Below are 25,564 nucleotides of genomic sequence, written 5' to 3'. Positions count from 1 at the left end.
GTGGAAACAAGCAGTTTGTCTGGGAAAAGTCAATAATCAACATTTTGTTTCTATTCCCCACAAGCGGTTTGTGGATATGCTGGTGTACAAGTGCCATTTAGCTGGACTATCGGTGTTACTTATCGAAGAAAGTTATACATCGGTTGCTAGTTTTATCGATGGTGATGCCATTGGGACCCGCTCCCAAGTTCTTTCTGCGCCTGTTTTCAGTGGTAAACGGATTGGTCGAGGGTTGTACAGAAGCAAGTGTGGCATTACTTTGAATGCTGATGTCAATGGCAGTTTGAATATTTTAGTTAAAGCATTCCCCGACGCCTTCGGGATAGGGGATAAGAGCTGCTATGTTCAGCCAAGGCGGGTCACACCGCTCAAAGTCAATAATGTTGCGGGAAATCTGCAATGGTTTCCGGGCTGCTTGAATATTTGCCTATATTTTGACTAACTATTAGGGGATTCTTGTACAAGAAACCGATTCATGGCAATAAATGTCAAAAAACGCCCAGGCAAGGTTAAAAAGAGTTTAATTGGCCTGGGCGTTTTTGCGATCGCTACCTGCTGCCTGTACTTCCCACTTTACGGCATCGGCTATCTTCCACCTTTAGTCTATCTCTGGGATGTTCTGTGCTTGAATGGTTGTACAGATGAGGATTCTACAACGATTGTACCCCGATCTTTTTTAAATTATGACAAGCCAATAAAACAGATTTTAGCCCCAGATAAAATAGATAAAAATAAAAGCTCAATCCTGGTGGAAAAATCTCAGTATAGACTGACATTTTATTATGATAAAAAGCCAATAAAATCCTATCCGGTAGTGTTTGGCGCTAACCCAGTAGACGATAAATTGAAAGCAGGAGATAAAAGACCTGTATCCCCACGCCGCTTGGTCAAAGTTTATCTGGCTAGATTATCCGACAAAATCTTCTTGGAGGAAACATTTCAAAGCTAAGCGAGAAGGCCAAATAAATTGGAATGACTCAATTGGCAGCGAAATCGGAATTCACGGCACACCCGATGATAGTTTGATCAAAAAGAAATCAAATTGGACATTAGGGTGCGTTTCGTTAAAAAACAAAGATGTGGATGAATTGTACCAATTCGTGCAAAAAGGAACAGAAGTAGAAATCATTCCTTAGTTAGAAGCCTATTATCCAAGGGGTAGGTAGTTGTACCAGTCTTGAAGATAAACCTTCCAGCCCGCGCAGAAGCATTAAACAGAGTAATGTCGTCAGAAGTCCCTAGCTATAAACACTATGAAAATGACTACGCTTTAGGTAGGGATGAATGGCGACCAACTAATAAATTGAGCGAAGCGAATCTGTTATTATTCTTACGTTTTGGGCATAGGTAGTCTATCAATTCAATCATAAATCAGTTGGGTCATAGTCTTATCTTTTGCTTTTGCATATATTCAACCGAGGCGAAGATATCCTTTAAGTCAATCCCTTTTTGCTAATAGCCATCTACACAAAATCTACATAAACACTATTATAGAGGTGGTTGCTAACCCTTCTGACCGACTAAGAGGCCACCTAGTTGCTAGGTAATAAAAGTATGTACTCGGCGGTAGCTCAGAGAAGAGACGAGCCTAGCTGGTCGCGATCGCATAAATCCAAGGTGAGTCTGTCAATCAAGAATTAAATAACTGCCTGCGGGAGGTGGGCGGCTGCCTGTGGAGGCAAAGTAAGACTCAGACGGGATTTAGTTCCCGACTTGTAGCAATGCAAGTACCTAACGGAGCGTTTGCCTGTGAGACGGGAAATCCCAAAGACGAATAAAACCGTCCTAGACTTGTAAGTTGGAAGCCCCAACCATAACATAGTTTAGTTGGGGTACTTCACATTTCGCTACATTGAAAAGTAGTAGTGAAATCGAAAGGTGACAAGGGATGTCGGCACATTTGTTAGTGGTGGATGATGAACCAGGATTGCGGGAAGCCGTCCAAGCTTATATGGAAGATAGCGGCTTTACTGTTGATGTTGCTAGTAACGCCCACGAAGGCTGGGATAAATTGCAAAAGAATACGCCCGAATTGGTGATTACAGACATCATGATGCCTCAAGTGGACGGCTATCAGTTTCTCAAGCAAATGCGGGAAGATCCCCGGTTCAAGTCGCTGCCAGTAGTATTTTTAACAGCTAGAGGCATGACAAAAGACCGCATTCAAGGGTATAACGCCGGATGCGATGCTTATCTATCCAAGCCATTTGACCCTGATGAGTTGGTAGCGATTGTAGAAAACTTGCTCGAACGTCGATCTGGTACGGATAGTACGGGGGAAGGAACAAACCTGGAAGAAATAGCGCGTCAGCTGGCAGAAATTAAGGCACAATTGCAACAAAGACCAGCGATCGCGCAAACCAACCCACCGATAAAAATAGACCTGACGCCCAGAGAACAAAGCGTTCTCAATTTAGTGGCAGAAGGGTTAATGAACAAAGAAATTGCCCGTCGCCTGGAAACCAGCGTCCGCAACGTCGAAAAATACGTCAGCCGCTTGTTCAGCAAAACCGGCACTAACAGTCGCACCGAGTTAGTACGCTACGCCCTCGAACACGGATTAACTAATTGATGGACTCACTGCGCTGGCGGGGAAACCCAAGAGATGGGGAAAACAAGGAAGTAATTTCTTCCCCATCTTCCAAATCTTGCAAATCTGCCAAATCTTTCCCATCTTCCCCATCTGCCAAATTCTCCGCGTCAGGAGTGTCGCCGCCTCCTTAGCGTCCTCTTCCCCATCTATGCGTCGGGTTCGGTATATCAGTGCTAGATTAACTTAAAAAGGCAGGATGAGGGGTCAGACCCTACAATAGAAGCCAATCCAGCACCATCGGTTTGGTAGGAGTAGGGCAGGAGAAAATTATCTACAAGGGAAGATTTTATGATTGCCGTGCCCCTAGTTCCTAAAATTAGACAAAATTGGGGCATCCAATTCGGGAATGGGGCACAAGCACTGTTACTATCTGCGGGAGTCATGGGAATTCTTGAACAAGGAGGCGTTGATTCAAACAGCCTTTGCAAACCAATCCACTAGAGATTTCCAGCTAGAAAACCTACTCGGCACTGGTGCAGTCAAGCCAAAATGGAAACAACTCCAACCAGCAACGCCATACAACCAACCCCACCAGAGATGGAAACGAAGCCAGATTTTAACGCCAGTCAGCCGCCAAACCAGACAGAGCAACAAATCGCACTAGCTAGAGTACTGGCGAGGACTCGGGAGTCACTGGATTTAGCAACCATCTTCCAAACCGCCGCTACCGAAGTACGAACTCTGCTCAAAGCCGACCGGGTGGCGGTGTTTCGCTTTTATCCCAAGTTGGACTGGGAGGGGAAATGCGTTTGCGAGGACAAAGCATCAGACTGGAATTCCATTTTAGCGGTGAAACTTGACAAAAGCAGCTTTGGCAAACGGTTTACCCACTATCAACAAGGTCGCGTTCAAGCCGTCGCTGACATCAATAACAGCAAGTTGAGCCCGTCTTATATCGAGATGCTCAAAAAATTCCAAGTCCAGGCTAACTTAGTTGTACCCTTGCTGAAAGGAAAAGAACTGTGGGGGTTGCTCTGCGTTCATCAGTGCAGTAATTCCCGTCGCTGGAAAGAATCCGAGATTGAATTGGTTAAACAAATTGCAGCTCATTTGGGGGTGAGGCTGCAATACACCGAATTACTCGTGCAAGCAAGGGGAAAAGCTAAGCAACAGAAAGCATTGGCTCGAGTAATTACGCGAATTCGCGCACCGATGGATTTAGAAACCATCTTGAAAAGCACCGTCACCGAAGTGCGGCGACTGCTCAAAGCAGACCGGGTTGGCGTATTTCGGTTTTATCCGGAATTCGACTGGGAGGGAGAATTCATTTCCGAAGACGTGGGGGATGGCTGGAATAGTGCCCTTGCTGCTAAAGTATACGACCATTGCTTTAGTAAAAAATTTGCTGCGTTGTATCACCAGGGGCGGGTGAATGCGATCGCAGACATCTATCAAGGCCAGTTTAGCGATTGTTACATCCAGATTTTGGCAAAATTCCAAGTCCGCGCCAGCGTCATCGCACCCCTGCTCAACGGCAAAGATCTTTGGGGGTTGCTGTGCATTCATCAATGCAGCCGTCCCCGTGATTGGAAGCGCTCTGAAATAGAATTTACGAGCCAAATTGCCCAACACCTGGGCGTGGCGCTACAACACAGCGAATCCCTCACCCAAGCTCGTTCCCAGGCAGAGCAACAAAAAGCTTTAGCTGGGGTAATCGCCAAGATTCGCCAGTCTTTGGATTTGGAAACCATATTTAAAACCACCGCCACCGAAGTGCGCCAACTGCTTAAAGCAGACCGCGTTGGCGTGTTTCGCTTCGATCCCCAAACCGACTGGGAAGGGGAATTTATCTATGAAGATGTGGGAGAAAGCTGGGATTCAGTTATAGCCGCCAAAGTTTACGACCACTGCTTTAGCGACAAATTTGCTCATTTATATCAACAAGGACGGATTAACGCGATCGCTGACATCTATCGCGGGGAATTTAGCGATTGTTATATCCAAATCCTACAAAGATTCCAAGTCCGCGCCAATGTAGTCGCTCCCCTAATCAAAGGAAAAGACCTCTGGGGATTGTTGTGCATCCATCAATGCAGCGGTCCCCGTCGCTGGGAATCCTACGAAATCGAATTCGTCAGTCAAATTGCCGAACACATGGGGGTAGCGCTAGAGCAAGCGGAATACCTCGAACAAGTCAAAGCCCAATCGGCACAACTGGCAAAAGCCGCAGAACAAGCGAGAATAGCCGAACGGCAGCGCGCATTGGCGACAGTAGTCGATAAAATTCGCCAGTCCCTCGACCTGGAAACTATTTTCCAGAATACCGTCCCAGAAGTCCGGCATCTTTTGCAAACCGATCGAGTCGCCATCTATCGCATCAATCCCGATTGGAGCGGTCAATTCGTGGCAGAATCCGTCGCCGAAGGGTGGAATTCCTTGATCCAGAAGCAGCTAGAGAAACCCAATATCGTCGAAGATATCAGTAAATGTACGTTTACATATTTAGGTAATAACTCGCAAATTAGCGATACCTATTTAAAAGAAACCGATGGAGGACGCTTCACTAAGGGTGAATTGTTCCGCATCTGCGATGACATCTACAGTGCTGGGTTTCCCGACTGCTACATTGAAGTTCTAGAAAGCTATCACGCTAAGGCTTATATCATTGTGGCGATCTATTACGATCGCAAGCTGTGGGGCTTGCTGGGCGCTTACCAAAATACCGGCCCCCGCCACTGGCAAGGGGATGAGGTATATTTAGTTACCCAGATCGCCACTCAATTGGGCATCGCCTTGCAGCAAGCCGAATACCTGCAACAAGTCAAAACCCAAGCCGAAGAACTGGAGAAAGCCGCAGAACGGCAAAGAGCGCTCGCCACAACGGTGGAAAAAATTCGCCAGTCTCTCGATCGAGATCGTATTTTCCGAGCTACGACCCAAGAAGTGCGGCAGCTACTAGAAGTCGAGCGCGTGGCGATCTATCGGTTCTACCCGGATTGGAGTGGCGAGTTTGTCGCCGATTCTATTGTCGATGGTTGGAAACCCTTGGTAAAAAATCAACCAGCGATCGAAGATATTTTCTTGCCAAAAACTCAAGCAGGGCGTTATCCCCGCAACGAAACATTTGTACCAATTTTGCAGGGGGAAAAGCTTTGGGGATTGCTAGTCGCTTATCAAAATTCCCAGCCGCGTTACTGGCAAGATGAGGAAATTAACTTGCTCGCCCAAGTCGGCGTGCAACTGGGAATTGCCATCCAACAAGCCGAATTACTCGAACAAACGCGCCAGCAAGCAGAGGAACTGACCCAGGCATTCAAAGAATTGCAGCGATCGCAAGACCAACTGATTCAGCGGGAAAAAATGGCTGGTTTGGGACAGTTGGTGGCTGGAGTTGCCCATGAAATTAATAACCCCGTTAACTTTATCTACGGCAACGTCAGCCATGTCAGCGAATATACCCAAGATTTGCTCAACTTACTGGACCTATACCAGAGATACTATCCCAGTCCCGTCCCAGAAATTCAAGAACAAGTCGAAGCGATCGATGTGGAATTCATTAGCAAAGACTTGCCTAAAACCCTAGCCTCGATGAAAATGGGGGCAGACCGCATCCGGCAGTTAGTGTTGTTGTTACGCACCTTCTCCCGACTCGACGAGGCGCAAATGAAATTAGTTGACCTGCACGAGGGCATAGACAGCACATTGTTAATTTTGCAACATCGGTTAAAAGGAAATACAGATTTACCCGATATTGAGGTGATCAAAGAATACGGAGATTTGCCACCAGTCGAGTGCTATCCGGCGCAGTTGAATCAGGTGTTTTTGAATATCCTCAGTAATGGGATCGATGCGATCGAAGATGGTCATGGATCGTCCCCCGCCATCTCTCCCAGTAGGGGGGAAGATCGGGGGTGGTCAAAACCAGTTGGCGATCGATGGGAGAAGGAAGAAATGTCTTCCCTAACAGCTACAATTGACCGCACCCGCGAAAATAACGGAAAAGGTTTCTTCAGCATCGAAGCTGGGAACGGAAGATCCCCTCGCTCATTACCAATGACCCATGACAAATTACCGAGGATTCGGATTCGCACCTCTGCGATCGGCGATAGAGAACAAGGAATCGCCGATAGAGTGTTAATTCGGATCTCTGACAACGGACCTGGGATTCCCGAAGAAGTACGATCGCGCATCTTTGACCCCTTCTTCACCACCAAACCCATCGGTAGAGGTACGGGTCTGGGACTTTCTATTAGCTACCAAATTGTCGTGGAAAAACACCGAGGTCAGCTTAGGTGTATTGCCCTACCAGAGCAAGGCACTGAGTTCCAAATTGAAATTCCCATCAAGCAGTCAGATCAATAATAGGGAAAATCAACCAGCTTGATGGCATCCCTCAAACATGTTCTCCCGCGTCCCCAATAGTAGGGGCAAGGGATCAACAAGAGCAAGCTGTATCCCAAGGAAAATGTGTACTAGGTCACATTTTATAGCTTGTTTAAGGGTTAATACGTAGATAAAATTCTCAGTTTATATTTAAATTATGTTGAATTCATCAGTGTCTTATTGTTAACAAACGCGATACAACAGAAAAGAAACTTATAGGAGTTGAAACTTGCTCGCCAGCTGGACGCGAAGTGAGCGACGCTTTCGTAGCTATTTTAAGCTGCTGAAAAAGTCAGAGAAACCTATTAGTCCAACGGAGGAGAGGAAGCTAGGTGGTGCCGGCATCTTTCGATACCAAGGTGATTCTCAATAGAAATACTGAACCTAGTTGCCAGAAAAAACATTGCGTTCCAGCAAGATTAAGTAAACATTTGTTGTTAAATACCCTTAGGTAATCAGGATGACCAACGATTTAGCTAAAGACAAACTGAGCGACCTGTTAGAAACGCTGAGCCAAAGGCAGTTTACAGGCAAGCTGGAAGTACAAGCATTACCAGTCACTTGGAACCTTTACTTTTGCCTCGGTCGCCTGGTCTGGATAGGGGGAGGCGCCCATGGCATGAGGCGCTGGTACAGACTTCTGCGCCAGTACTGTCCCCAAATTTCTCCCAAGAGTATCTGCCCCCGCCTGGTCGATGATTCTCACTCCTGGAAGTATCAAGCCTTAACCATCTTGGTGAAGCAACAAAAGATCCAACACGAACAAGCAGTAGGTGTAATCAAAAGCACGATCGCCGAAGTTTTGTTCGATATCCTCCAGCAGGAAGAGAAAGCACCGCTGACTTTCATCTGCAATTTTTCCGACGAGCAAACGGTTCTGGATACCTCACTCATCCCGATCCACCCGATACAAGCGCTCTCTGAAGCGCAGCAAGCTTGGAAAACCTGGCGCAATGCTGGCTTGGCGAGTGTATCTCCCAATATGGGGGCGGTGATTAAGCACCCAGAAAAACTGCAACAGCTGGCTTCACCCCAGGTTTACCAAACCCTGGTAAAGCTGATAGATGGAAAGCGAAGTCTGCGGGATGTGGCGGTTAAGGTCAAGCAAGATGAACTGGTACTGGTGCGAAGTCTCATCCCCTATATCCGCAAAAAAGTGATAGTACTGACCAACATTCCCGACTTTCGCCCACCAACTACAAACGCCACAACATCGCCAAAGGCAAACCACTCTACCCCCGAAGTTTATGCATCCAACTTAGAGGAGCATCAAGCAGTAGCAGCAGAAGCCTTTTCTTCTCCCGTCGCAGCTTGCCATTCCCAATTACCCATCACCAAACCCAAAATAGTTAGACCCCTAGTGGCTCATGTAGAAGATAGCTTACAGGAACGCCAACTGATGCAGGAGATCTTGACAGGGGCTAGCTATGGATTTGCCAGCATTGAAGATTCGATGCAAGCCTTGCCTTTGCTGCTCGAACATAAGCCCGATTTAATTTTTCTGGATTTGGTCATGCCAGTTGCCAACGGCTACGAAATTTGCGCCCAAATTCGGAGAATTTCCATCTTCAAAGATACCCCTGTTATTATTCTTACGGGCAATGATGGCATTGTTGACCGAGTTCGCGCCAAGATGGTCGGCGCCACCGACTTTTTGGCTAAACCAATCTCAGAACAAAAAGTTTTGGCAGCCCTGCAAAAGCACTTGAATTCGGAATCTTTACCCCAAGATGCAGCCCTGGCAAATTTAAGCTTTCAAACTTCAAACTGAATCGATTTTAACTTTAAAATTTCAACTCGGCTATTGTTCATTTAATTGGCAATTCATTCAGAGGTTTACATGAGTACCGTATTATTAGTTGAAGACAGTTTAACCGAGAGGGAAATCCTCACCCATTATCTGCAACAAGCCGGTTTAGCTGTGGTGAGTGCCAAAAGTGGGGAAGAGGCTCAAGCAAAACTGCATTTACAAAAACCAAGTTTGATTATTCTTGATGTCGTTCTGCCCGATCAAAGTGGGTTTGAACTGTGCCGAGAAATTAAAACCGATCCGGTAACTAATCAAATTCCGGTAGTAATTTGCTCGACAAAAAACACCGAGGTTGACAAAATGTGGGCGAATATGCTAGGTGCTGATGCTTACTTGCCCAAACCTGTGGATCAGACAGACTTGGTGCGTACAATTCGACAATTAATCAATTAGGTAATGGGTAATGGGTAATGGGTAATGGGAACTACCAATTACCAATTACCCATTACCGATTACCAATTACCAATTGTAAAGACAATGATTGATGCTGCAAAAAATTCCAATTCAACGTCGGTTGCTAGGATTGAGGCAATCAATGCTTCCCTAGAAGAAGGAGAAAAGTTTTTACGCTTTCAGCTAGGGGCAGAAGGGATAGCATTACTTCCTTTGAACATTATCAAACAGGTGATGCAGGTGTCGGTGAATGAAATTTTGCCCGTGCCTCAAATGCCTGGTTGTGTGTTAGGAATTTACAACTGGCGCGGCGAAATGCTCTGGTTGGTCGATCTAGGTCAACTGGTAGGATTTCCGCCGCTTGTTAGTTCAGAAAATGTGATGGCGATCGCTATCCAAATCCAAGACAAAACTCTGGGATTAGTCGTAAGACAAATTAACGACATCGATCGCCATCGCCTAGACCAGATAAACCTGCCTGCTATCGGATTATTTGCTCCCGAATTGATGCCGTATTTACAGGGTTACTTAATCAAAGCAAATCAAGAAGTTTTGATGTTACTAAATGGCTCAGCGATCGCCAATGCTCCCCTGTGGCAAATTAATAGGTTTGTAGGCGATGGCAGCGCCTACTACGAACCCAATTACCAATTAGCAATTAGCAATTAGCAATGACTACAACACCCTATTCCCCCACTGATGTAACGAAAAACAGTCAGAAAGTTGAGACAAATTCGACCAACGGCAACTCTCCGATTCGAGCGATTGCTACTGGATTAAGCAGTCTAAAAAATGACCTGGAGCAATCTGGAGTCTGGGAAAGTTCAGAAATTACTCATAAACTTCTGCGTTTAGAGCAATTAGTAACAGCCGTAGAGCAAAAATTTCACCCGGTTTGGGAGACTTGGATTCAGGCAAAATTCAAGGCAGAACAGCAGAAATTACTAGCGATCGCATCGAGTATTCGCCAATCCCCGAACTGGGAGAGCAAGCTCAAAACCGCCGTTAGCGAACTTCGCCAACACTTGGCTAGCGATCGCGTACTCGTTTATCGCTTTCAAGGGGAAAAGCGCGGTGCTGTGATGGCAGAAGCAATCGAGATGGGATGCACTCCATTATTGGGGCAATTTCTTGATAGTAGCTGTTTTGGAGCCGACTCTGCGGCAGATTATCGGACTCGGCGCTTAGTTACTATTAATGACATCTCTGAAATCCAACTGACATCGGAGCAAATCCAGTCATGGGATAAGGTACAAGCAAAAGCCAGTGTCAGCGTACCCCTGCTAGTAGGCGAACAAGTTTGGGGATTGCTAGTGATGCAGCAATGCAATGCAACTCGTAACTGGTTAGAAAGCGAAATCCACTTGCTTTACACCATTGCCACCGAACTGACAATTCACCTGCAACAATCCGAGTTTCGATGGCAGTTACAACTGCAACCAGAACAAGAGCGAACCCTCAATAACCTACTCAGCAGTATCCGGCAATGTCAGAATTTGGATACCTTATTTAAGTCAACCTGTCGCGAAGTGCGGCAGTTACTTAAAGTAGACCGAGTCGTCGTGTTTCGCTTCTTGGCGGAATCTAACTTTAACGAAGGAGAATTTATCGCCGAAGACGTGCAACCGGGGTTTGTTGCAACTTTGGGAAACAGGTTTTACGACCGCTATTTCAGTCGAGATTACGCACCCCAATATCGCCAGGGTAGAATTCAAGCAGTTGCTGATATCTACCATGCGGGATTATCAGATTGCCACGTGCAACAACTCGCCCAATTTCAAATCCGATCCAACTTAATTGTGCCGTTGATGAAACGGGAAGAATTGTGGGGAATGCTGTGCATTCACCAGTGTAGAGATAGCCATGAATGGCAAAGTTATGAAATTGAGTTTGTCAAGCGGATTGCAGCTCAATTTGGCATGGCCTTAGCACAAGCTGACTACCTGGAACAACTGCACCAGAAGTCTGAGGAATTAGCGACTGTCGCGGAACGGGAGAAAAATTATATTCAGGGCCTCGGCAAGATGGGACAATTGCTCGCCGAGCAAATTCAGAAGTCGTCAGACGTTAAAACCATTTTCCAATCCGCCACGCAACAAGTCCGACGCTTATTGAAAGCAGATCGAGCTGTTATTTATCGCTTCAATCCTGACTGGAGCGGTAACTTTGTGGTTGAGTCCGTCGCTACTGGTTGGACGCCAATTTTATCACAACAATCGAAAGAGGAAGACTTAGTATCGGGTATTGTGGAATGCGGCATGTTGCGTCTGGGAGATGTGGTTGGACCTAGGCTGCCAGATACTTATATGCAGAAAACGAGAGGAGGCGGTTTCCAGCAGCGCCAAACTTTCCTCGTGGATGATATTTATCAAGCTGGTTTTTCCGATTGCTACATCGAAGCTTTGGAGCAATTGGAAGTCAAAGCTTACATGATCGTCCCAATTTTTATGGGAGAAAAGCTTTGGGGCTTGCTGGCAACTTATCAAAATTCTGGTGCGCGTCATTGGGAAGAATCGGAGTTTAATTTGCTGACTCAAGTTGGCATTCAATTAGGGATGGCTTTGCTGCAAAACAGAACCTTTAAACAATTGCGGACGAAATCAGAAAAACTGGCACTGGTGGCAGAAAAGGAAAAAGCCTTAACCAAAGTGATCGAAAAAATTCGTCAGTCGCAGAATGTCAATACAATCTTCAGATCAGCGACCCAAGAAATGCGACAGTTGCTGAATGTAGAACGAGTAGGAGTGTACCAATTCCAACCTGATTGGAGTGGTGTATTTGTGGCAGAGTCAGTGGGGATTGGTTGGAGGCAATGGGTGGGATCTGGGATCAAAACAATTTGGGAAGATACCCACTTGCAAGAAACCCAAGGAGGTCGGTATCGTAACAATCAAAAATTAGCGATTGCTGACATCTACAAAGCTCACGACGTTCTCGAAGCCGGTCTGTCTCCCTGCCACCTGGAGATTTTAGAGCAATTCCAGATCCGAGCTTATGCGATCGTACCGATTTTTGTTGGAGAAACGCTTTGGGGACTGCTAGCTGCGTATCAACACTCCAACACTAGGCAATGGGAAGATACCGAGATGGGTTGGTTGGCTCAAATTGGCATTCAACTAGGACTCGTATTGCGCCAAGCTAACTATCTGGAACAAGTCCAACAACAATCAGAACAACTAGCAATTGCCGCGAAAAGAGAAAAAGAAGCCAAAGAACAACTGCAACAGCGTGCGATTCAATTGCTGCAAAACATTCAACCAACTTTAAAAGGCGATTTAACCGTGCGTCTGCCTATTTCAACCGATGAAGTCGGAACGATTGCGGATGCTTACAACAACACGATTCAAAGCTTACGCAAAATCCTTGTCCAAGTACAGGATGCTACTGCCAAAGTCGCTCACACTTCTGGAGTTAGTAGCATTTCAATTGAAGAACTATCCGAACAAGCACAAAATCAGTTCCGCGAACTCACTTCCGCTTTGAGTCAAGTTGAAGTAATGGCAAGTTCAATTCAAGCCGTTGCTAAAAACGCCACATTGGTAGAAGTTGCCGTCCAACAAGCCAACCAAATTGTGCGCCAAGGCGATACGGCAATGAACCGCACGGTAGATGAAATTATCGCAATTCGAGAAACAGTTGCCAAGACTGGGAAGAAGATTAAACGCTTGAGCGAATCATCTCAAAAAATCTCCAAAGCGGTTAATTTGATTGGCAACTTAGCGACTCAAACCAACTTGCTGGCGCTCAATGCTGCGATTGAAGCTACCAGAGCGGGAGAATACGGTAAAGGGTTTGCAGTCGTTGCCGATGAAGTGCGGAGTTTGGCGCGTCAATCGGCAGCAGCAACGACAGAAGTTGAACAACTCGTGCAGGGAATTCAAGCCGAAACAGGTGAAGTTGTCACCGAAATGGAAACGGGGATTCAACAAGTAGTTCTTGGGACTAATTTGGTGAACGAAACTCGGCAAAGTTTGAATGAAATTGTGACAGCAACGGCACAAATTCAACAGTTAGTCGAGGGAATTACCCAAGCCACTCAACTGGAAACCGAGCAATCGAAGTCCGTGACAGAAACCATGACCAAAGTGGCTGCGATCGCCAGCCAAACTTCCGATCATTCCCTGCAAATTTCCAACTCTTTCAAAGAGTTACTAACAATGGCAGAAGAATTGCAGGCTAGCGTGGGGAGGTTTAAAGTTAGCTAATGGGTAATTGGTAATTGGTAATTGGTAATTGGTAATGGATGAAGAAAAATGCATTTTATTTGCATATTTTAGCTGTAAGTAAAATCAGAAATTTACAATTCCCAATTTTCAATCCCCAATTACCCATTACCCATTAACGATTACCAATTAACAAATTTTGATTCGCATTTAATGAAGTGAATGGTCAGACCTGATTTTGAAGAATTAGAACTTGATAAATTAGCAGAAAAGCTGGCAAATGAGATTTGGTATATCCTGAAGCAATGGGATGCGTTTGATCAAGAGAAAATGGGAAAGCAAATTGTTCGTTCTGCCGATAATGTCTGCACTAATATTGCAGAAGGAAGAGGTCGGTACAACTTTCAGGATAATCGACGTTTTGTGAAAATTGCCAGAGTATCTTTATAGGAAACAATAAGTTGGCTAAGAATGGCCTACGTCCGGAAAATATTAACAACTGAACAGCAAGAAAAGTTGAAACCAATCCTGGATGAACTCTCACCCAAACTAAACTCCTACCTAAACTCTCTAGGCAATTAGCAATCACCAATTACCCATTACCAATTACCCATTACCAATGAGCTACGATACCGACATTCGCCAACAAGCTTACCAGTACTTCGTTCAAGAAGCACCGGAATTATTGCAAGCACTTGAACAAGATTTGTTTAGTCTGGCAGAAGAGCGCACTATTGTTAAAGTACATAACCTGATGCGGACAACTCATACGCTTAAAGGTGCTGCTGCCAATGTGGGGTTAGACACAATTAAAACAATTGCTCACCACTTGGAAGATGTATTTAAAGCTCTGTATAATCCGGATGTAGTTATTGATGCAGAGTTAGAAGCTCTGCTGCTGCAAGGTTATGAATGTCTGCGCTTACCTTTAATGGCAGAAATGACGGGGGGTTATGTTAATAATGACGAAGTAACGGAACGAGCAGTTTCTGTTTTCGCTCAGTTGCAAGAGAAATTGGGAGACTATTTCGATCGGGAAACTCCTATCCCGACTTCTGTTGAATTGGGGTTTGATATTACCCAATCGATTTTTGAGGTGGGTGTAAAGCAACGCCTGGAAAGTTTAGCAGCGGTTTTATTAACTAATTCCGATCCGACACAATTAGCATCGGCGTTGCGCGAGCAAGCGGAAATATTTGTCGGGTTGGCAGAGTCTTTAAATTTACCGGGGTTTGGCGCGATCGCATCGCGCACCCTCGCCGCCTTAGACGCTCATCCCCTCGACGCGCATCGGGTGCTAGAAGTCGCGCTCAAGGACTTTCAGGCAGGGTGGGATGCGGTGATATCAGGCGATCGCACCCTTGGTGGAGAACCTTCTTTAGAATTACAACAGTTAGCCGAAACAATAGAAGAATTTCAAACTGCAGACAATTCCGAATATTTAAATCCCTTAAAAACTTCTTTTTTCGATTTAGTTAAATTGCCCATTATCCAAGAATATAGCGAACAAAATGCTAGCGATTTATTGGCTAATAAATCTCAAAATAATGAACCAGTTATAATTGAGGATGAAGAATGGGAAATTGAAGATTATTTCAGCGAAAGCGATGGAGAATATGAAAATTATGATTCGGATGGTTTTTTAGATGAATCGGAACTCGTAATTGAGATAGAAACAGAAGATTTTGCCGAGTTAAATTTAGCGCCAAACGATGAATCAGCCGAACTAGAAATTGAAGAAATTTTAATTGATAGCACCGTCAGGGAAATTAATCATGGGGAATTATCTAACTGCGGGGATGAATCAAAGGCAGGCGTCGCTCCAGAAAATACAGAAGATTTAGATTTATCAAAATCTGCTTTGCCACCCAGTTTAACTGAGGTTTTTGGCAACTTTGTAGACCAAGATGAAGAGGCTGATTCAAAAACAGAATCAGCTCCGGAATTGCCAAATGAAAATAAAGATTATAACTCCAATCTGCCATCACTTAGCACAGCGCCGTCTAACCCTATCTCAAGTTTAAAATTACACCCATCTCCACTTCCGAATTCCCCACCAAAGGTTAAAATTCCCCGCTCGATTGTGCGGGTTGATTTAGAGTTGCTAGAACGCCTCAGTCACATGGGGGGAGAACTGTTAATCAACCACAACCGACAAGCTAATATTAACGAACAATTGCAAGCAGCGCTCGCGCAACTACGATGGCGCCACAGGCGACACCAGCAAACCATCAGTCAACTGCGCGATTGGTCGGATCGCCTACTCAGTATCCAAACAAATAATACCAAAGAAAATTTCCCCTATTGCCAATTACCAATTACCAATTACCCATCACCCATTACCAATAACTTTGATTCCTTAGAGTTAGACCGCTACAGCGAACTTCACCTGCTGTTGCAGTCACTCTTGGAAGAAATGGTGCAACTGGAAGAAGCTAGCGACTCGATCGATTTATTAACAACGCAATCAGGGCAAATTTTAGAAAAACAGCGCCGCCTGTTAAATACCGTGCAAGACGATATGCAGGAGGCCAGAATGTCTCCCTTGGGAGACATTTTTTCCCGTTTTTCTCGACTGTTGCAACAACTCTCAATTGCTCATAAAAAACCAGTCCAGTTGACGATCTTGGGGACAGATGTTTTAGTCGATCGATCGCTGACAGAAAAGTTGTATGACCCCCTATTGCACTTAGTCCGCAACGCTTTCGATCACGGCATTGAACCTGCTGAAATTCGCGCTGATCGGGGGAAAGAATCAACAGGTAAAATTGAAATTCGCGCCTATCATCAGGGGAATCAAACGATTATTGAAGTCAGGGATGATGGTGGGGGAATAGATTGCGATCGCGTCCGTCAGCGTGCGGTTGAACTCCATTGGATGTCTGCCGAACAAGCGAGCAATTTATCTGAAGAGGAAATATTAGATTTATTATTCCAGCCGGGATTTTCTACTGCTTCTAAATTAAGCGATATTTCCGGGCGAGGTGTTGGGCTAGATGTTGTCCGCACCCAGATGCAAGCGCTTTCCGGAGCGGTTATTGTTCGATCTCAACCTCAAAAAGGAACTACATTTTTATTGCAGTTTCCCCTTAGTCTGACGATGGCTAAGTTGATGATTTGCGAGGCAGGTGGTGCTGTTTATGCTTTGCTATCGGATGCCATCGAGCAAATTTTAATTCCCAAATATGACCAAATTCAACACAATAACGGTCAAAGAGTTTTGCACTTGAACCAAGGCGGTATTAAAAGCATCGTTCCTGCGTATACTATGACCGAGTTGTTAGGAATCAGCAGCAAAGAACCAGCGAACGCTAAAAACGGACAACAGAAAAATCCGATGTTATTGCTGCGCCAACGTTCTCAGACCGGGTCATGGGAAAATTCGGAATTGGTAGGGTTAGAAATTGACCAAATTTTGGGCGAACAAGAGTTAGTTATTCGACCTTTGGAGAAAGCGATCGCACCCCCCAGTTATGTTTATGGTGGCAGCACTTTAGCCGATGGTCGCCTCACTCTGGTAATTGATAGTACAGCTTTGGTAAATAGTTGGGTGAACCAACTGGGCGGGAAATTGCAGGTTTCAGATTTTAGATATCAAATTGAAACTAAAAATTCGGCTTTAAATCTGCAATCTGAAAGCTCAAATTTGCAATTAAAGCAACTTCCTGCCGCTAAAGTTGTTTTGGTCGTCGATGATTCAATTAGCGTGCGGCAAACTTTAGCGCTGACCCTGCAAAAAGCTGGCTACAAAGTGCTACAAGCACAGAACGGTCGCGAAGCGATACAGCAATTGCAACACCATCCCGAAATTCGCTTGGTTATTTGCGATATTGAAATGCCTTCGATGAATGGGTTTGAGTTTTTAAGTTATTGTCGTCAGGATGGGGAATTAGCCAAGTTGCCCATTGTTATGTTGACTTCTCGCACGGCGGAAAAACATCGCCGCTTAGCTTGTGAATTGGGGGCTGTGGGTTACTTTAACAAGCCGTTCAGGGAAGAGGAAATTTTACGCGCGATCGCTACTTTGATCGATCAAAATTAGCGTTATACCCAATTAATCCTCCCCAGAAACCCGGTTTTTCTAAAAAACCGGGTTTCTTTAACGGTAATCTGCGTGCGATCGCTGTGGGTTACAAACGTTTACAGCTTGCGATCGCTCCTGCTGGGGGAGTGCGATCGCTATGTATTTATTCCCATTCCCCTTTGGATTCGGGACTATATGTAAAATTTTGTGACTAATAATGCGTAAAACTACTGAAACTGAATCAGAGTAATTTATAAAGGCATCAGCGCACCCTGTTAACGCTGGCTGTGACGGGTTCGTAACACACTGTGAAAATCAGGAGGTAGTTCAATGAGTTATTCAATCGGTCTCAATAACTTGAAGAAGGTTGCGGCAGTAGCTACAGTTTTCACAATAGCAACTTGTTTAGTTCCGGAGTCTGCTCAAGCTGTAAGACTCCAGTTTTCTGGCTCCCCAAATGCTGGGGAAACTTTTTTGGATTTTAATCTAGATACCTCTATTTTGGATTCAGCAAATGAGCCTAATATAGGAAGTTTTCAAGGAGCAATTCAAAACGCTAGCTATAGGTGCAGAGAAGATAAAATTTCTCTTTGCGGTGGACAGCCCCAAATTTTTTTCAATCCTGGTAATCTTCAAGCTTCTCCAATAGTTTCTTTAGATGACGTTAATCCCCCTATTATCGATGTAGTGAAGTATGAGGCTAGGTTGGACAGCCGAAGTTCTTCAGATTTTATTGAATTTGGCATCTGGGTTAGGCCCAGTGGCTTCGATATCATCAATTCTTTGTCAGAGCTAAGCAGTATATTTATTAATAATCCCTCTGACGTTTATGTAGCAGTTCGTTCTCTGAACTCTCAAGATGGAACTTTTTTTGTTGCTGGTAATAGGTTTGAAGTCATCACCAGCGTTCCCGAACCTGATGGGACAAGCAGCGTGTTGGTGGCTGGGGCTATAGGTGTATTGCTGCTAAAGCGCATTAGGCGCTCTAAAAAACTTACTCAAAGTAAAGTAAGGTTTTTCTAAAAAACCGGGTTTCTTTAACGGTAATCTGCGTGCGATCGCTGTGGGTTACAAACGTTTACAGCTGGCGATCGCTCCTGCTGGGGGAGTGCGATCGCTGCTACGTATTTATTCCCATTCCCCTTTGGATGCGGGACTATATGTAAAATTTTGTGACTAATAATGCGTAAAACTACTGAAACTGAATCAGAGTAATTTATAAAGGCATCAGCGCACCCTGTTAACGCTGGCTGTGATGGGTTGGTATCAAAGTGTGAAAATCAGGAGGTAGTTCAATGAGTTATTCAATCGGTCTCAGTAACTTCAAGAAGGTTGCAGCAGTAGCTACAGTTTTCACAATAGCAACTTGTTTAGTTCCCGATTCTACTCAAGCTGTAAGACTCGAGTTTTCTGGCTCCCCAAATACTGGGGAAACTTATTTGGATTTTAATCTAGATACCTCTATTTTGGATTCAGCAAACGCTCCTAATATAGGAAGTTTTCTAGGAGCAATTCAAAACGCTAGCTATAGGTGCAGCGAAAATAGTATTTCTTTTTGTGGTGGACAGCGCCAAATTTTTTTCAATCCTGGTAATCTTCAAGCTTCTCCAATAGTTTCTTTAGCTGACCTTAATAATTATCCGGCTGCTGATAGATTTATCGGTGGAGTGAAGTATGAGGCTAGGTTGGACAGCCCAAGTTCTTCAGATTTTATTGAATTTGGCATCTTGGTTGGGCCCAGTGGCTTCGATCTCATCAATTCTTTGTCAGAGCTAAGCAGTGTATTTATTAATAATCGCTCTGACGTTTATGTAGGAGTTCGAGATCTGAACTCTCAAGATGGATTTTTTATTGGTGCTGGTAGTAGGTTTGAAGTCATCACCAGCGTTCCCGAACCTGATGGGACAAGCAGCGTGTTGGTGGCTGGGGCTATAGGTGTATTGCTGCTAAAGCCCATTAGGCGCTCTAAAAAACTTACTCAAAGTAAAGTAACTTTATCTAAATAGAAGACGGGATTGAATGTAAAACCTTCCTTTTAAGGAAGTCAGAATTCAGCAAAGGATTCTGACTTCTGGCTTTTAACTCTAAATTAGGACGGCTACAAGTGGACTCGGGAAACTAGGAGGTTTCAGCTTATGCAACTATGCACTCTCCGATTCTGGTTTTTGAGCGGAAGTATTCTATTGTGGCTGTTGGTCTCCAAACCAACCCGAGCGCAAATCATCCCAGATAGCACCCTCCCTGTAAATTCCACCGTTACACCCTCTGGCAACATCAGGGTGATTGAAGGAGGCAGCCAACGGGGTGGCAATTTGTTCCATAGCTTTCGGGAGTTTTCGCTTTCTAGGGGAGACACTGCCTTTTTCAATAATGATTTGGCAGTTAGGAATCTGATCGCTCGGATAACAGGTGGGTCGCCTTCTAATATAGATGGCACCATTCGAGCAAACGGCACTGCCAATCTGTTTTTTATTAACCCCTATGGCATCATTTTTGGGCGCAATGCCAGTTTGCAGATTGGGGGGTCGTTTGTAGCAAGTACAGCCAACAGTCTGAAGTTTGCCGACGGCACAGAATTTAGTGCGACTGCTTCTCAAACCTCTCCTCTATTAACCGTAAGTGTTCCTATTGGTCTACAATTCGGCTCGAATCCGGGAGAAATTGTTAATCGCTCCCAAACAAGTATAAATGGTATGAATCCCCCCGTTGGGCTTCAAGTTAACAGTGGTAGGACTCTGGCGCTAGTGGGAGGTAATGTATCCCTGGAGAATGGCAATATGACAGCGGCAGGCGGAAGAATTGAGCTAGGTAGCGTTGCTGGAACAAATTTAGTCAAGTTGAGCCAAATCGCAACAGGCTATGGTCTAGACTATACAAGCATTGAAAACTTTAGGGATATTCAGCTTTCCCAGGGCGCTATTGTCGATGCGAGTGGTGAAGGTGGCGGCGCTATCCAGATACAAGGAAGAAATATAACCCTCGCTGACGCTGCGCAAGTTTTTTCTAACACTCTAGGAGCAGGAACAGGGGGAATTCTGGCAATAAACGCTTCTGAGTCTGTGAAATTGAGTGGAGATGACACTAGCATTTCTACAGCCACTTTAAGCAGTGGAACTGGTGGCACTTTGACGGTGGTCACTAGGAGTTTAACCCTCGAAAAGGGTGGAGTTATAGCAACCTTAACTGAGGGTGAAGGTCGAGCAGGGGATATGTTAGTGAGAGCCTCGGATTCTATACAAATTGTAGGCACAACGTCTGATAGGATGTCTCCCAGCGGTCTAGGTTCTCAAGTCTGTACCCTCTCAACTAACTGTGAAAGCATTACCGGCGGTGCTGGAAATCTAACTATTGAAACAACACGATTGCTCGCCAAAGATGGAGGGCGTATAGATGCTTCTACGTTTGGGGCGGGTCCAGCAGGAAATGTCTTAGTGAGAGCCTCCGATATCTATCTGAATGGAGCTGTCGTTGTAATGAACCCAGATGCTCCGCAACCAATAATAATTACTAGCGGTATTTTTACCCAAGTTGGGCTGGAAGCCATACCTGACGCAGGTGAACAACAACGTGCAGGTAATCTTACCATCGAAACTAGACGGCTAATTGCCCAAGATGGCGCACAGATATCTACTGCTACCTTTGCTGGAGGCAATGGAGGAACTTTGACTATCAATGCAAAAGATGCCATTCAACTCAGTGGAGCATCACCAGCAGCAACTCTGACTGTTGGTAGAAGTGGCATTTTTGTTTCAGCTGAACCTGGGGCTACCGGCAATGTAGGAGCGTTAAATATTTCTACTAGACAGTTGACTGTTGAGAATGGGGCTGAAATATCAGCCAATAATTTCGGTACAGGCGAGCAGGGAACTGTGACCTTGAATGTCAGGCAGTTAATTATTCGCGACAGAGGAGAGGTTAGAGCTAACTCTTTTAGTTCTGGTAAAGCGGGAAATTTGATTGTAAATGCTGATGAGTTTATCGCTCTGGATAACTCTGGAATTCTTCGTGCTGATACCAAAGGAGGTGGAGGCAATATCACAGTGACTTCCCCCTCTGCGATCATGCGCCGCAACAGCAGCATCACCACCAACGCAGAGGGAAGCAATATCCCCGGCGGCAACATCACCCTCAACACCGATGTTCTCGCGGCTTTAGAAAATAGCGATATCAGCGCCAATTCTCAAGAATTCCGAGGGGGTAATGTCACCATCAACGCTCAAGCCATTTTTGGCACCCAACCCCGCAATGCACCGACTTCGGAGAGTGACATTACCGCCACTGGCAGAACTCAAGCAGGCACCATCATCATCAACACCCCCGATGTTGACCCCAGTTCCGGATTAATCGAATTGCCAGAGAATTTCGTCGATGCTTCCAGTCTGGTTGACCGCCGCTGTTCCCCCTCTAATCGCGCTAGTCGCTTCGTTGTTACGGGTAGCGGCGGTTTGCCTTCGAGTCCAATTGCAGTCCTGGGCGGTGACGCGATTGATGTCAATTGGGTTACTCTTCCCCAGGAGAGGGGCAGGGGGGCAGGGGATAATTTTCAGGTCGGCGATCGCATTGTAGAGGCGCAAGGATGGGTCACTGGTCCCAATGGCGAGGTGATTCTCACCGCAACTCCCCCCACCGCCACGCCCCATAATTCTTGGCAAAGACCAGTTGATTGCGTTAACCCATAACTCGCTTCGCCCATAACCCGCCCGGAAATAAATGATACTGTTGGCGAATCAAAAAACCTAACCCAAAAGCCCCCTTCCCTGCAAGGGAAGGGGGTGCAAGAGGGAGGCTTTAAGCCCCTCCCCGCTTCTCTTAGGGGTTGGGGAGGGGTCAAACCCCGCAGTTGATTGACCAACAGGATCATAAATTTCCGGGCTAATAGCCAAAGTCCGTTAAAACAAACTGAAAACCATCGATTCCCAATACACCTCTGCAAAAAATACCCTCTATGGCAGGCAGGATGCCCACCCCACAAGATTTGTTGCAGAAGTCTAACTAATAGTCGGTTTTAACCGACTTCAGCTAAAAGCCCTGGGAATTTATGATACTGTTGGCGAATCAACTGAGGGGTCTAACCCCTCATGTACCTGCGATCGCCTCTCGCCTCGTTACCAGGCGCAGGCCTGGTAACGCAGATCTGGAGGCTCAGCCTCTCTTCGGCGCAGGAGGCAGAGCCTCCAAAACAGCATTCCCAGGTGGAACCTGGGAACTAGCCAACTAGCCACCTGGGGGGTGAAACCCCTCGATCGATTCGCCAACAGTATCATAAATTCCCTGGCGGGTTGGCAGGAAATGCAACACTCCCAGCCCGCTCTATCCTTGACAGCAAACAAATAATATGTTAAAGAAAAGGTCGGAATAATTCTGTGGAGTCCGAGTTAATCTGAAACAAAGACATGCGTTCGCGAAGCGTCTCCCCAGGAGAATCGCGCACCCTCTGATACTGTTTTTGACTATATTATTGGGCGAGGCTTCATTGCCCAGTTTTGCCCATATTGTTGCGGAAAATTCCATCGTTGAAAGTGTATCGGATGCCGAAAAATTAGTTGATTTGGGCAGAAATTTGTACTCAGTTCAACGATATGCGGAAGCAGCGACAGTTTTGCAACAAGCAATTGCCGATTTTAAAGCTAAAGGGGATGGATTGCAGGGCGCGATCGCACAAAGCAATCTCTCGTTAGTTTATCAGCAACTCGGACAGTGGGATTTGGCAGAAAATGCGATTGCCCAAAGTCTCAATCTATTACAAACTAGCGGAAATACAAGCACGGCACAATCTCAAATTCTCGCCCAAGCTTTAGATGTTCGAGGGCGTCTATATTTGCTGCGGGGACAAGGGGAAAATGCTCTCAATACCTGGCGACAAGCATCTAATATTTATGCCAGATTGGGGGATGAAACGGGAGTAATCCGTAACCGCATTAATCAAGCGCAAGCTTTACAAGCTTTGGGACTTTATCATCAAGCGCAGAACGCTTTAACCCAAGGGAATCAAAGTCTGCAAAAACAACCAGACTCGCCGCTGAAAGCGAAAGGATTGCGGAGTTTGGGGAATGTTTTTCGAGTAATTGGCGATTTAAAACAATCCCAGGAAATCTTAGAGCAAAGTTTGGCAGTGGCGAAGCGATCGCCATCTCCCCAAGATATTAGCGCCGCTCTTCTCAGTTTAGGCAATACCGCCCGCGCCAGAGCAGATATTCCAACTGCTTTGACGTTGTATCAACAAGCAAGTGAGGCAGCAGTTTCAGCGAGCGAACGCATCCAAGCTCAATTAAATCAATTAAGTCTCTTAGTTGAAATGCAGAGAAGCTCTGGAGCAGGTGAGAATTCCCCATCCCCCATTACCAATTACCAATTACCCATTCCCAATATAGAAGCTAACCTGAATAATCTGCCTCCCAGTCGAGCAACAGTTTATGCCAGAATTAATTTAGCTAAAAGTCTAATTCGCCTCAAACAACAAAATTATACAAACTCTCGATCGGAGTCGGAAATTGCTCAAGTTTTGGTGGCAGCTATTCAACAGGCGAAAAGTCTCCAAGATCAACAAGCTACTAGCTATGCACTCGGTATTCTGGGGGAATTATACGAAGTTGCTCAACAGCGAGCAAATGCTCAAGAAGTTACCCAACAAGCTTTATTTATCGCCCAAACAATTGATGCCAAAGATATTGCTTATCGTTGGCAATGGCAAATGGGAAGGTTGCTGAAACAGGAGGGGAATATAAAAGGAGCGATCGCAGCTTACACCGAAGCGGTAAACAATCTCAAATCTATCCGCCGAGAATTGTCTGCTGTCAATCCTGATGTGCAATTTAACTTTCGGGATGAAGTCGAACCCGTCTATCGACAGCTTGTTGATTTGCTATTACAATCCGAACCAAGTCAAGAAAATCTGGTTCAAGCTCGCAATTTAATTGAATCTTTGCAATTAGCAGAATTAGAGAATTTTTTCCGGGCAAGTTGTTTGGATGCCAACCCAGAACTCATCGACCGAATTGTCGATAAAGAAGACAAAACAGCAGCGGTTATCTATCCGATTATTTTAGGCGATCGCCTAGAAGTTATTCTCAAATTACCCACTCAAGCAAAACTCCGCCATTACGTAAGTTATAAATCACAAAACGAAATAGAAACAACCTTAGAACAACTGCGACAATCCCTGTTAGATGTGACTCAAACTTCTCAGGTTAAACGGCAATCTCAACAGGTATATGAATTGTTAATTCTGCCGATAGAGTCAGAGTTGGCTAATAGCAAAATCAAAAATTTAGTGTTTGTTCTGGATGGGTCATTGCGGAATATTCCGATGGCAGTACTCTACGACAAACAACAGGAGAAATATTTGGTAGAAAAGTATGCGATCGCTTTAGCTCCTGGTCTACAATTAATACAACCGAAACCGCTGCAAAAACAACAATTGCGCGCCCTAACGGGTGGAGTAGCTGAGGGACGCGAAATCGAAGACCGCAAGTTTCCCCCCCTGGGAAACGTCAGACTTGAACTAGAGAGAATTCAGTCTGAAGTGTCTAACAGTGAACAACTGTTGAATCAAACGTTTACAATAACCAACCTACAAAACCAACTCAACTCGAATAACTTTTCAGTCGTTCACATCGCAACTCACGGCGAATTCAGTTCTAATCCCGAAGCAACTTTTATTCTAACTTGGAATCAACTCCTGAAAGCCAGAGATTTTGATAACTTACTGCGAGTTAGTAACCAAAATCTTTCTAACACGATTGAATTACTCGTCCTCAGTGCCTGTAAAACTGCTCAGGGAGACAAACGAGCTGCATTAGGATTAGCTGGTATTGCTGTACGAGCAGGCGCGCGCAGTACCCTAGCAACTTTATGGTCAGTGGACGATGAATCCACTACCAAACTGATGAGTCGCTTCTACGGAGAGTTAAAGACTGGAGTGAATAAATCCGCAGCACTTCAACGCGCTCAATTAGCTGTTTTTGCTAATGAAAAACGACCCTATTTTTGGGCATCTTATGTGTTAGTAGGAAATTGGCTTTAAAAACTTTACGCAAAGAAATCAGGTTTTTGGGAAAAATCGTTGATTTAAACGGGATTTACCAAACTTTCTATGTAGGGTGCTCTCTTCGAGCAGAGTACGGCACCATGACTTTCTATGTAGGGTGCGTTAGCGATAGCATAACGCACCATGACTTTCTATGTAGGGTGCGTTAGCGATAGCATAACGCACCATGACTTTCTATGTAGGGTGCGTTAGCGATAGCATAACGCACCAT

At 45.2% G+C, this 25,564-nt stretch carries 16 protein-coding genes; 15 read left to right on the top strand and 1 reads right to left on the bottom strand.

Annotated features, from left to right (window positions below; genetic code table 11):
* The 4 genes from ACE1CM_RS44080 to ACE1CM_RS44065 form a co-directional block, all read left to right on the top strand.
* Positions 1 to 442: zinc ribbon domain-containing protein (locus ACE1CM_RS44080; RefSeq protein WP_374885759.1), on the top strand; the 442-nt coding region annotated here is incomplete at its 5' end.
* Positions 443 to 475: 33 nt separating this feature from the next.
* Positions 476 to 949, top strand: a complete 474-nt coding sequence (locus tag ACE1CM_RS44075; protein WP_374885758.1) for a hypothetical protein — start codon at positions 476 to 478, stop codon at positions 947 to 949.
* Complete coding sequence (locus tag ACE1CM_RS44070; RefSeq protein WP_374885760.1) at positions 858 to 1,136, top strand: L,D-transpeptidase family protein; 279 nt, start codon at positions 858 to 860, stop codon at positions 1,134 to 1,136. The genes ACE1CM_RS44075 and ACE1CM_RS44070 overlap by 92 nt, the downstream gene beginning before the upstream one ends.
* 752 nt (positions 1,137 to 1,888) lie before the next feature.
* Positions 1,889 to 2,572, top strand: coding sequence for a response regulator (locus tag ACE1CM_RS44065; RefSeq protein ID WP_374885756.1), 684 nt, complete (start codon positions 1,889 to 1,891; stop codon positions 2,570 to 2,572).
* Here the strand turns inward: ACE1CM_RS44065 and ACE1CM_RS44060 are convergent.
* On the bottom strand, positions 2,565 to 2,690 hold the full coding sequence (locus tag ACE1CM_RS44060) for a hypothetical protein (protein WP_374885754.1): 126 nt from the start codon (positions 2,688 to 2,690) through the stop codon (positions 2,565 to 2,567). The two genes, ACE1CM_RS44065 and ACE1CM_RS44060, sit on opposite strands and share 8 nt — an antisense overlap.
* Positions 2,691 to 3,082: 392 nt before the next feature.
* Between ACE1CM_RS44060 and ACE1CM_RS44055 the strand changes: the two genes are divergently transcribed.
* From ACE1CM_RS44055 to ACE1CM_RS44005, 11 genes are all read left to right on the top strand, one after another.
* Positions 3,083 to 6,895, top strand: coding sequence for a GAF domain-containing protein (locus ACE1CM_RS44055; RefSeq protein WP_374885752.1), 3,813 nt, complete (start codon positions 3,083 to 3,085; stop codon positions 6,893 to 6,895).
* 481 nt (positions 6,896 to 7,376) lie between these two features.
* Positions 7,377 to 8,687 (top strand): response regulator, encoded by a 1,311-nt coding sequence (locus ACE1CM_RS44050; protein ID WP_374885750.1) that lies wholly within the window; start codon positions 7,377 to 7,379, stop codon positions 8,685 to 8,687.
* 69 nt (positions 8,688 to 8,756) lie between these two features.
* On the top strand, positions 8,757 to 9,119 hold the full coding sequence (locus ACE1CM_RS44045) for a response regulator transcription factor (protein WP_374885749.1): 363 nt from the start codon (positions 8,757 to 8,759) through the stop codon (positions 9,117 to 9,119).
* Positions 9,120 to 9,143: 24 nt separating this feature from the next.
* Positions 9,144 to 9,788 carry a chemotaxis protein CheW gene (locus tag ACE1CM_RS44040; RefSeq protein ID WP_374885748.1) on the top strand — a complete coding sequence of 215 codons (645 nt, stop codon included), beginning with the start codon at positions 9,144 to 9,146 and terminating at the stop codon, positions 9,786 to 9,788.
* Positions 9,789 to 9,790: 2 nt separating this feature from the next.
* Complete coding sequence (locus ACE1CM_RS44035; protein ID WP_374885747.1) at positions 9,791 to 13,324, top strand: GAF domain-containing protein; 3,534 nt, start codon at positions 9,791 to 9,793, stop codon at positions 13,322 to 13,324.
* 180 nt (positions 13,325 to 13,504) lie between these two features.
* Positions 13,505 to 13,732, top strand: a complete 228-nt coding sequence (locus ACE1CM_RS44030) for a four helix bundle protein (RefSeq protein WP_374885746.1) — start codon at positions 13,505 to 13,507, stop codon at positions 13,730 to 13,732.
* A 169-nt stretch (positions 13,733 to 13,901) separates the two neighbouring features.
* Positions 13,902 to 17,324, top strand: coding sequence for a response regulator (locus ACE1CM_RS44025; RefSeq protein WP_374885744.1), 3,423 nt, complete (start codon positions 13,902 to 13,904; stop codon positions 17,322 to 17,324).
* A 312-nt stretch (positions 17,325 to 17,636) separates the two neighbouring features.
* Positions 17,637 to 18,329 (top strand): hypothetical protein, encoded by a 693-nt coding sequence (locus tag ACE1CM_RS44020; RefSeq protein WP_374885742.1) that lies wholly within the window; start codon positions 17,637 to 17,639, stop codon positions 18,327 to 18,329.
* Positions 18,330 to 18,601: 272 nt separating this feature from the next.
* On the top strand, positions 18,602 to 19,312 hold the full coding sequence (locus ACE1CM_RS44015; RefSeq protein ID WP_374885740.1) for a hypothetical protein: 711 nt from the start codon (positions 18,602 to 18,604) through the stop codon (positions 19,310 to 19,312).
* Between the two features lie 129 nt (positions 19,313 to 19,441).
* The gene (locus ACE1CM_RS44010) at positions 19,442 to 21,985 is read left to right on the top strand and encodes a filamentous hemagglutinin N-terminal domain-containing protein (RefSeq protein ID WP_374885738.1); all 2,544 of its coding nucleotides are present in this window, start codon (positions 19,442 to 19,444) and stop codon (positions 21,983 to 21,985) included.
* Between the two features lie 794 nt (positions 21,986 to 22,779).
* On the top strand, positions 22,780 to 25,329 hold the full coding sequence (locus tag ACE1CM_RS44005; protein WP_374885736.1) for a CHAT domain-containing protein: 2,550 nt from the start codon (positions 22,780 to 22,782) through the stop codon (positions 25,327 to 25,329).
* The last annotated feature ends 235 nt before the right edge of the window (positions 25,330 to 25,564 follow it).

Origin of the sequence: Microseira sp. BLCC-F43 (assembly GCF_041929235.1) — a bacterium.
In the GTDB taxonomy this organism is placed as follows: domain Bacteria; phylum Cyanobacteriota; class Cyanobacteriia; order Cyanobacteriales; family Aerosakkonemataceae; genus Microseira.
This window is presented reverse-complemented; position numbering and strand designations above follow the sequence as displayed.

Coding starts and splice junctions, on each gene's coding strand:
- ACE1CM_RS44035 (WP_374885747.1), top strand. CDS start 9,791: ATGACTACAACACCCTATTCCCCCACTGATGTAACGAAAAACAGTCAG.
- ACE1CM_RS44030 (WP_374885746.1), top strand. CDS start 13,505: ATGGTCAGACCTGATTTTGAAGAATTAGAACTTGATAAATTAGCAGAA.
- ACE1CM_RS44075 (WP_374885758.1), top strand. CDS start 476: ATGGCAATAAATGTCAAAAAACGCCCAGGCAAGGTTAAAAAGAGTTTA.
- ACE1CM_RS44065 (WP_374885756.1), top strand. CDS start 1,889: ATGTCGGCACATTTGTTAGTGGTGGATGATGAACCAGGATTGCGGGAA.
- ACE1CM_RS44015 (WP_374885740.1), top strand. CDS start 18,602: ATGAGTTATTCAATCGGTCTCAGTAACTTCAAGAAGGTTGCAGCAGTA.
- ACE1CM_RS44050 (WP_374885750.1), top strand. CDS start 7,377: ATGACCAACGATTTAGCTAAAGACAAACTGAGCGACCTGTTAGAAACG.
- ACE1CM_RS44040 (WP_374885748.1), top strand. CDS start 9,144: ATGGGAACTACCAATTACCAATTACCCATTACCGATTACCAATTACCA.
- ACE1CM_RS44055 (WP_374885752.1), top strand. CDS start 3,083: ATGGAAACAACTCCAACCAGCAACGCCATACAACCAACCCCACCAGAG.
- ACE1CM_RS44010 (WP_374885738.1), top strand. CDS start 19,442: ATGCAACTATGCACTCTCCGATTCTGGTTTTTGAGCGGAAGTATTCTA.
- ACE1CM_RS44025 (WP_374885744.1), top strand. CDS start 13,902: ATGAGCTACGATACCGACATTCGCCAACAAGCTTACCAGTACTTCGTT.
- ACE1CM_RS44045 (WP_374885749.1), top strand. CDS start 8,757: ATGAGTACCGTATTATTAGTTGAAGACAGTTTAACCGAGAGGGAAATC.
- ACE1CM_RS44020 (WP_374885742.1), top strand. CDS start 17,637: ATGAGTTATTCAATCGGTCTCAATAACTTGAAGAAGGTTGCGGCAGTA.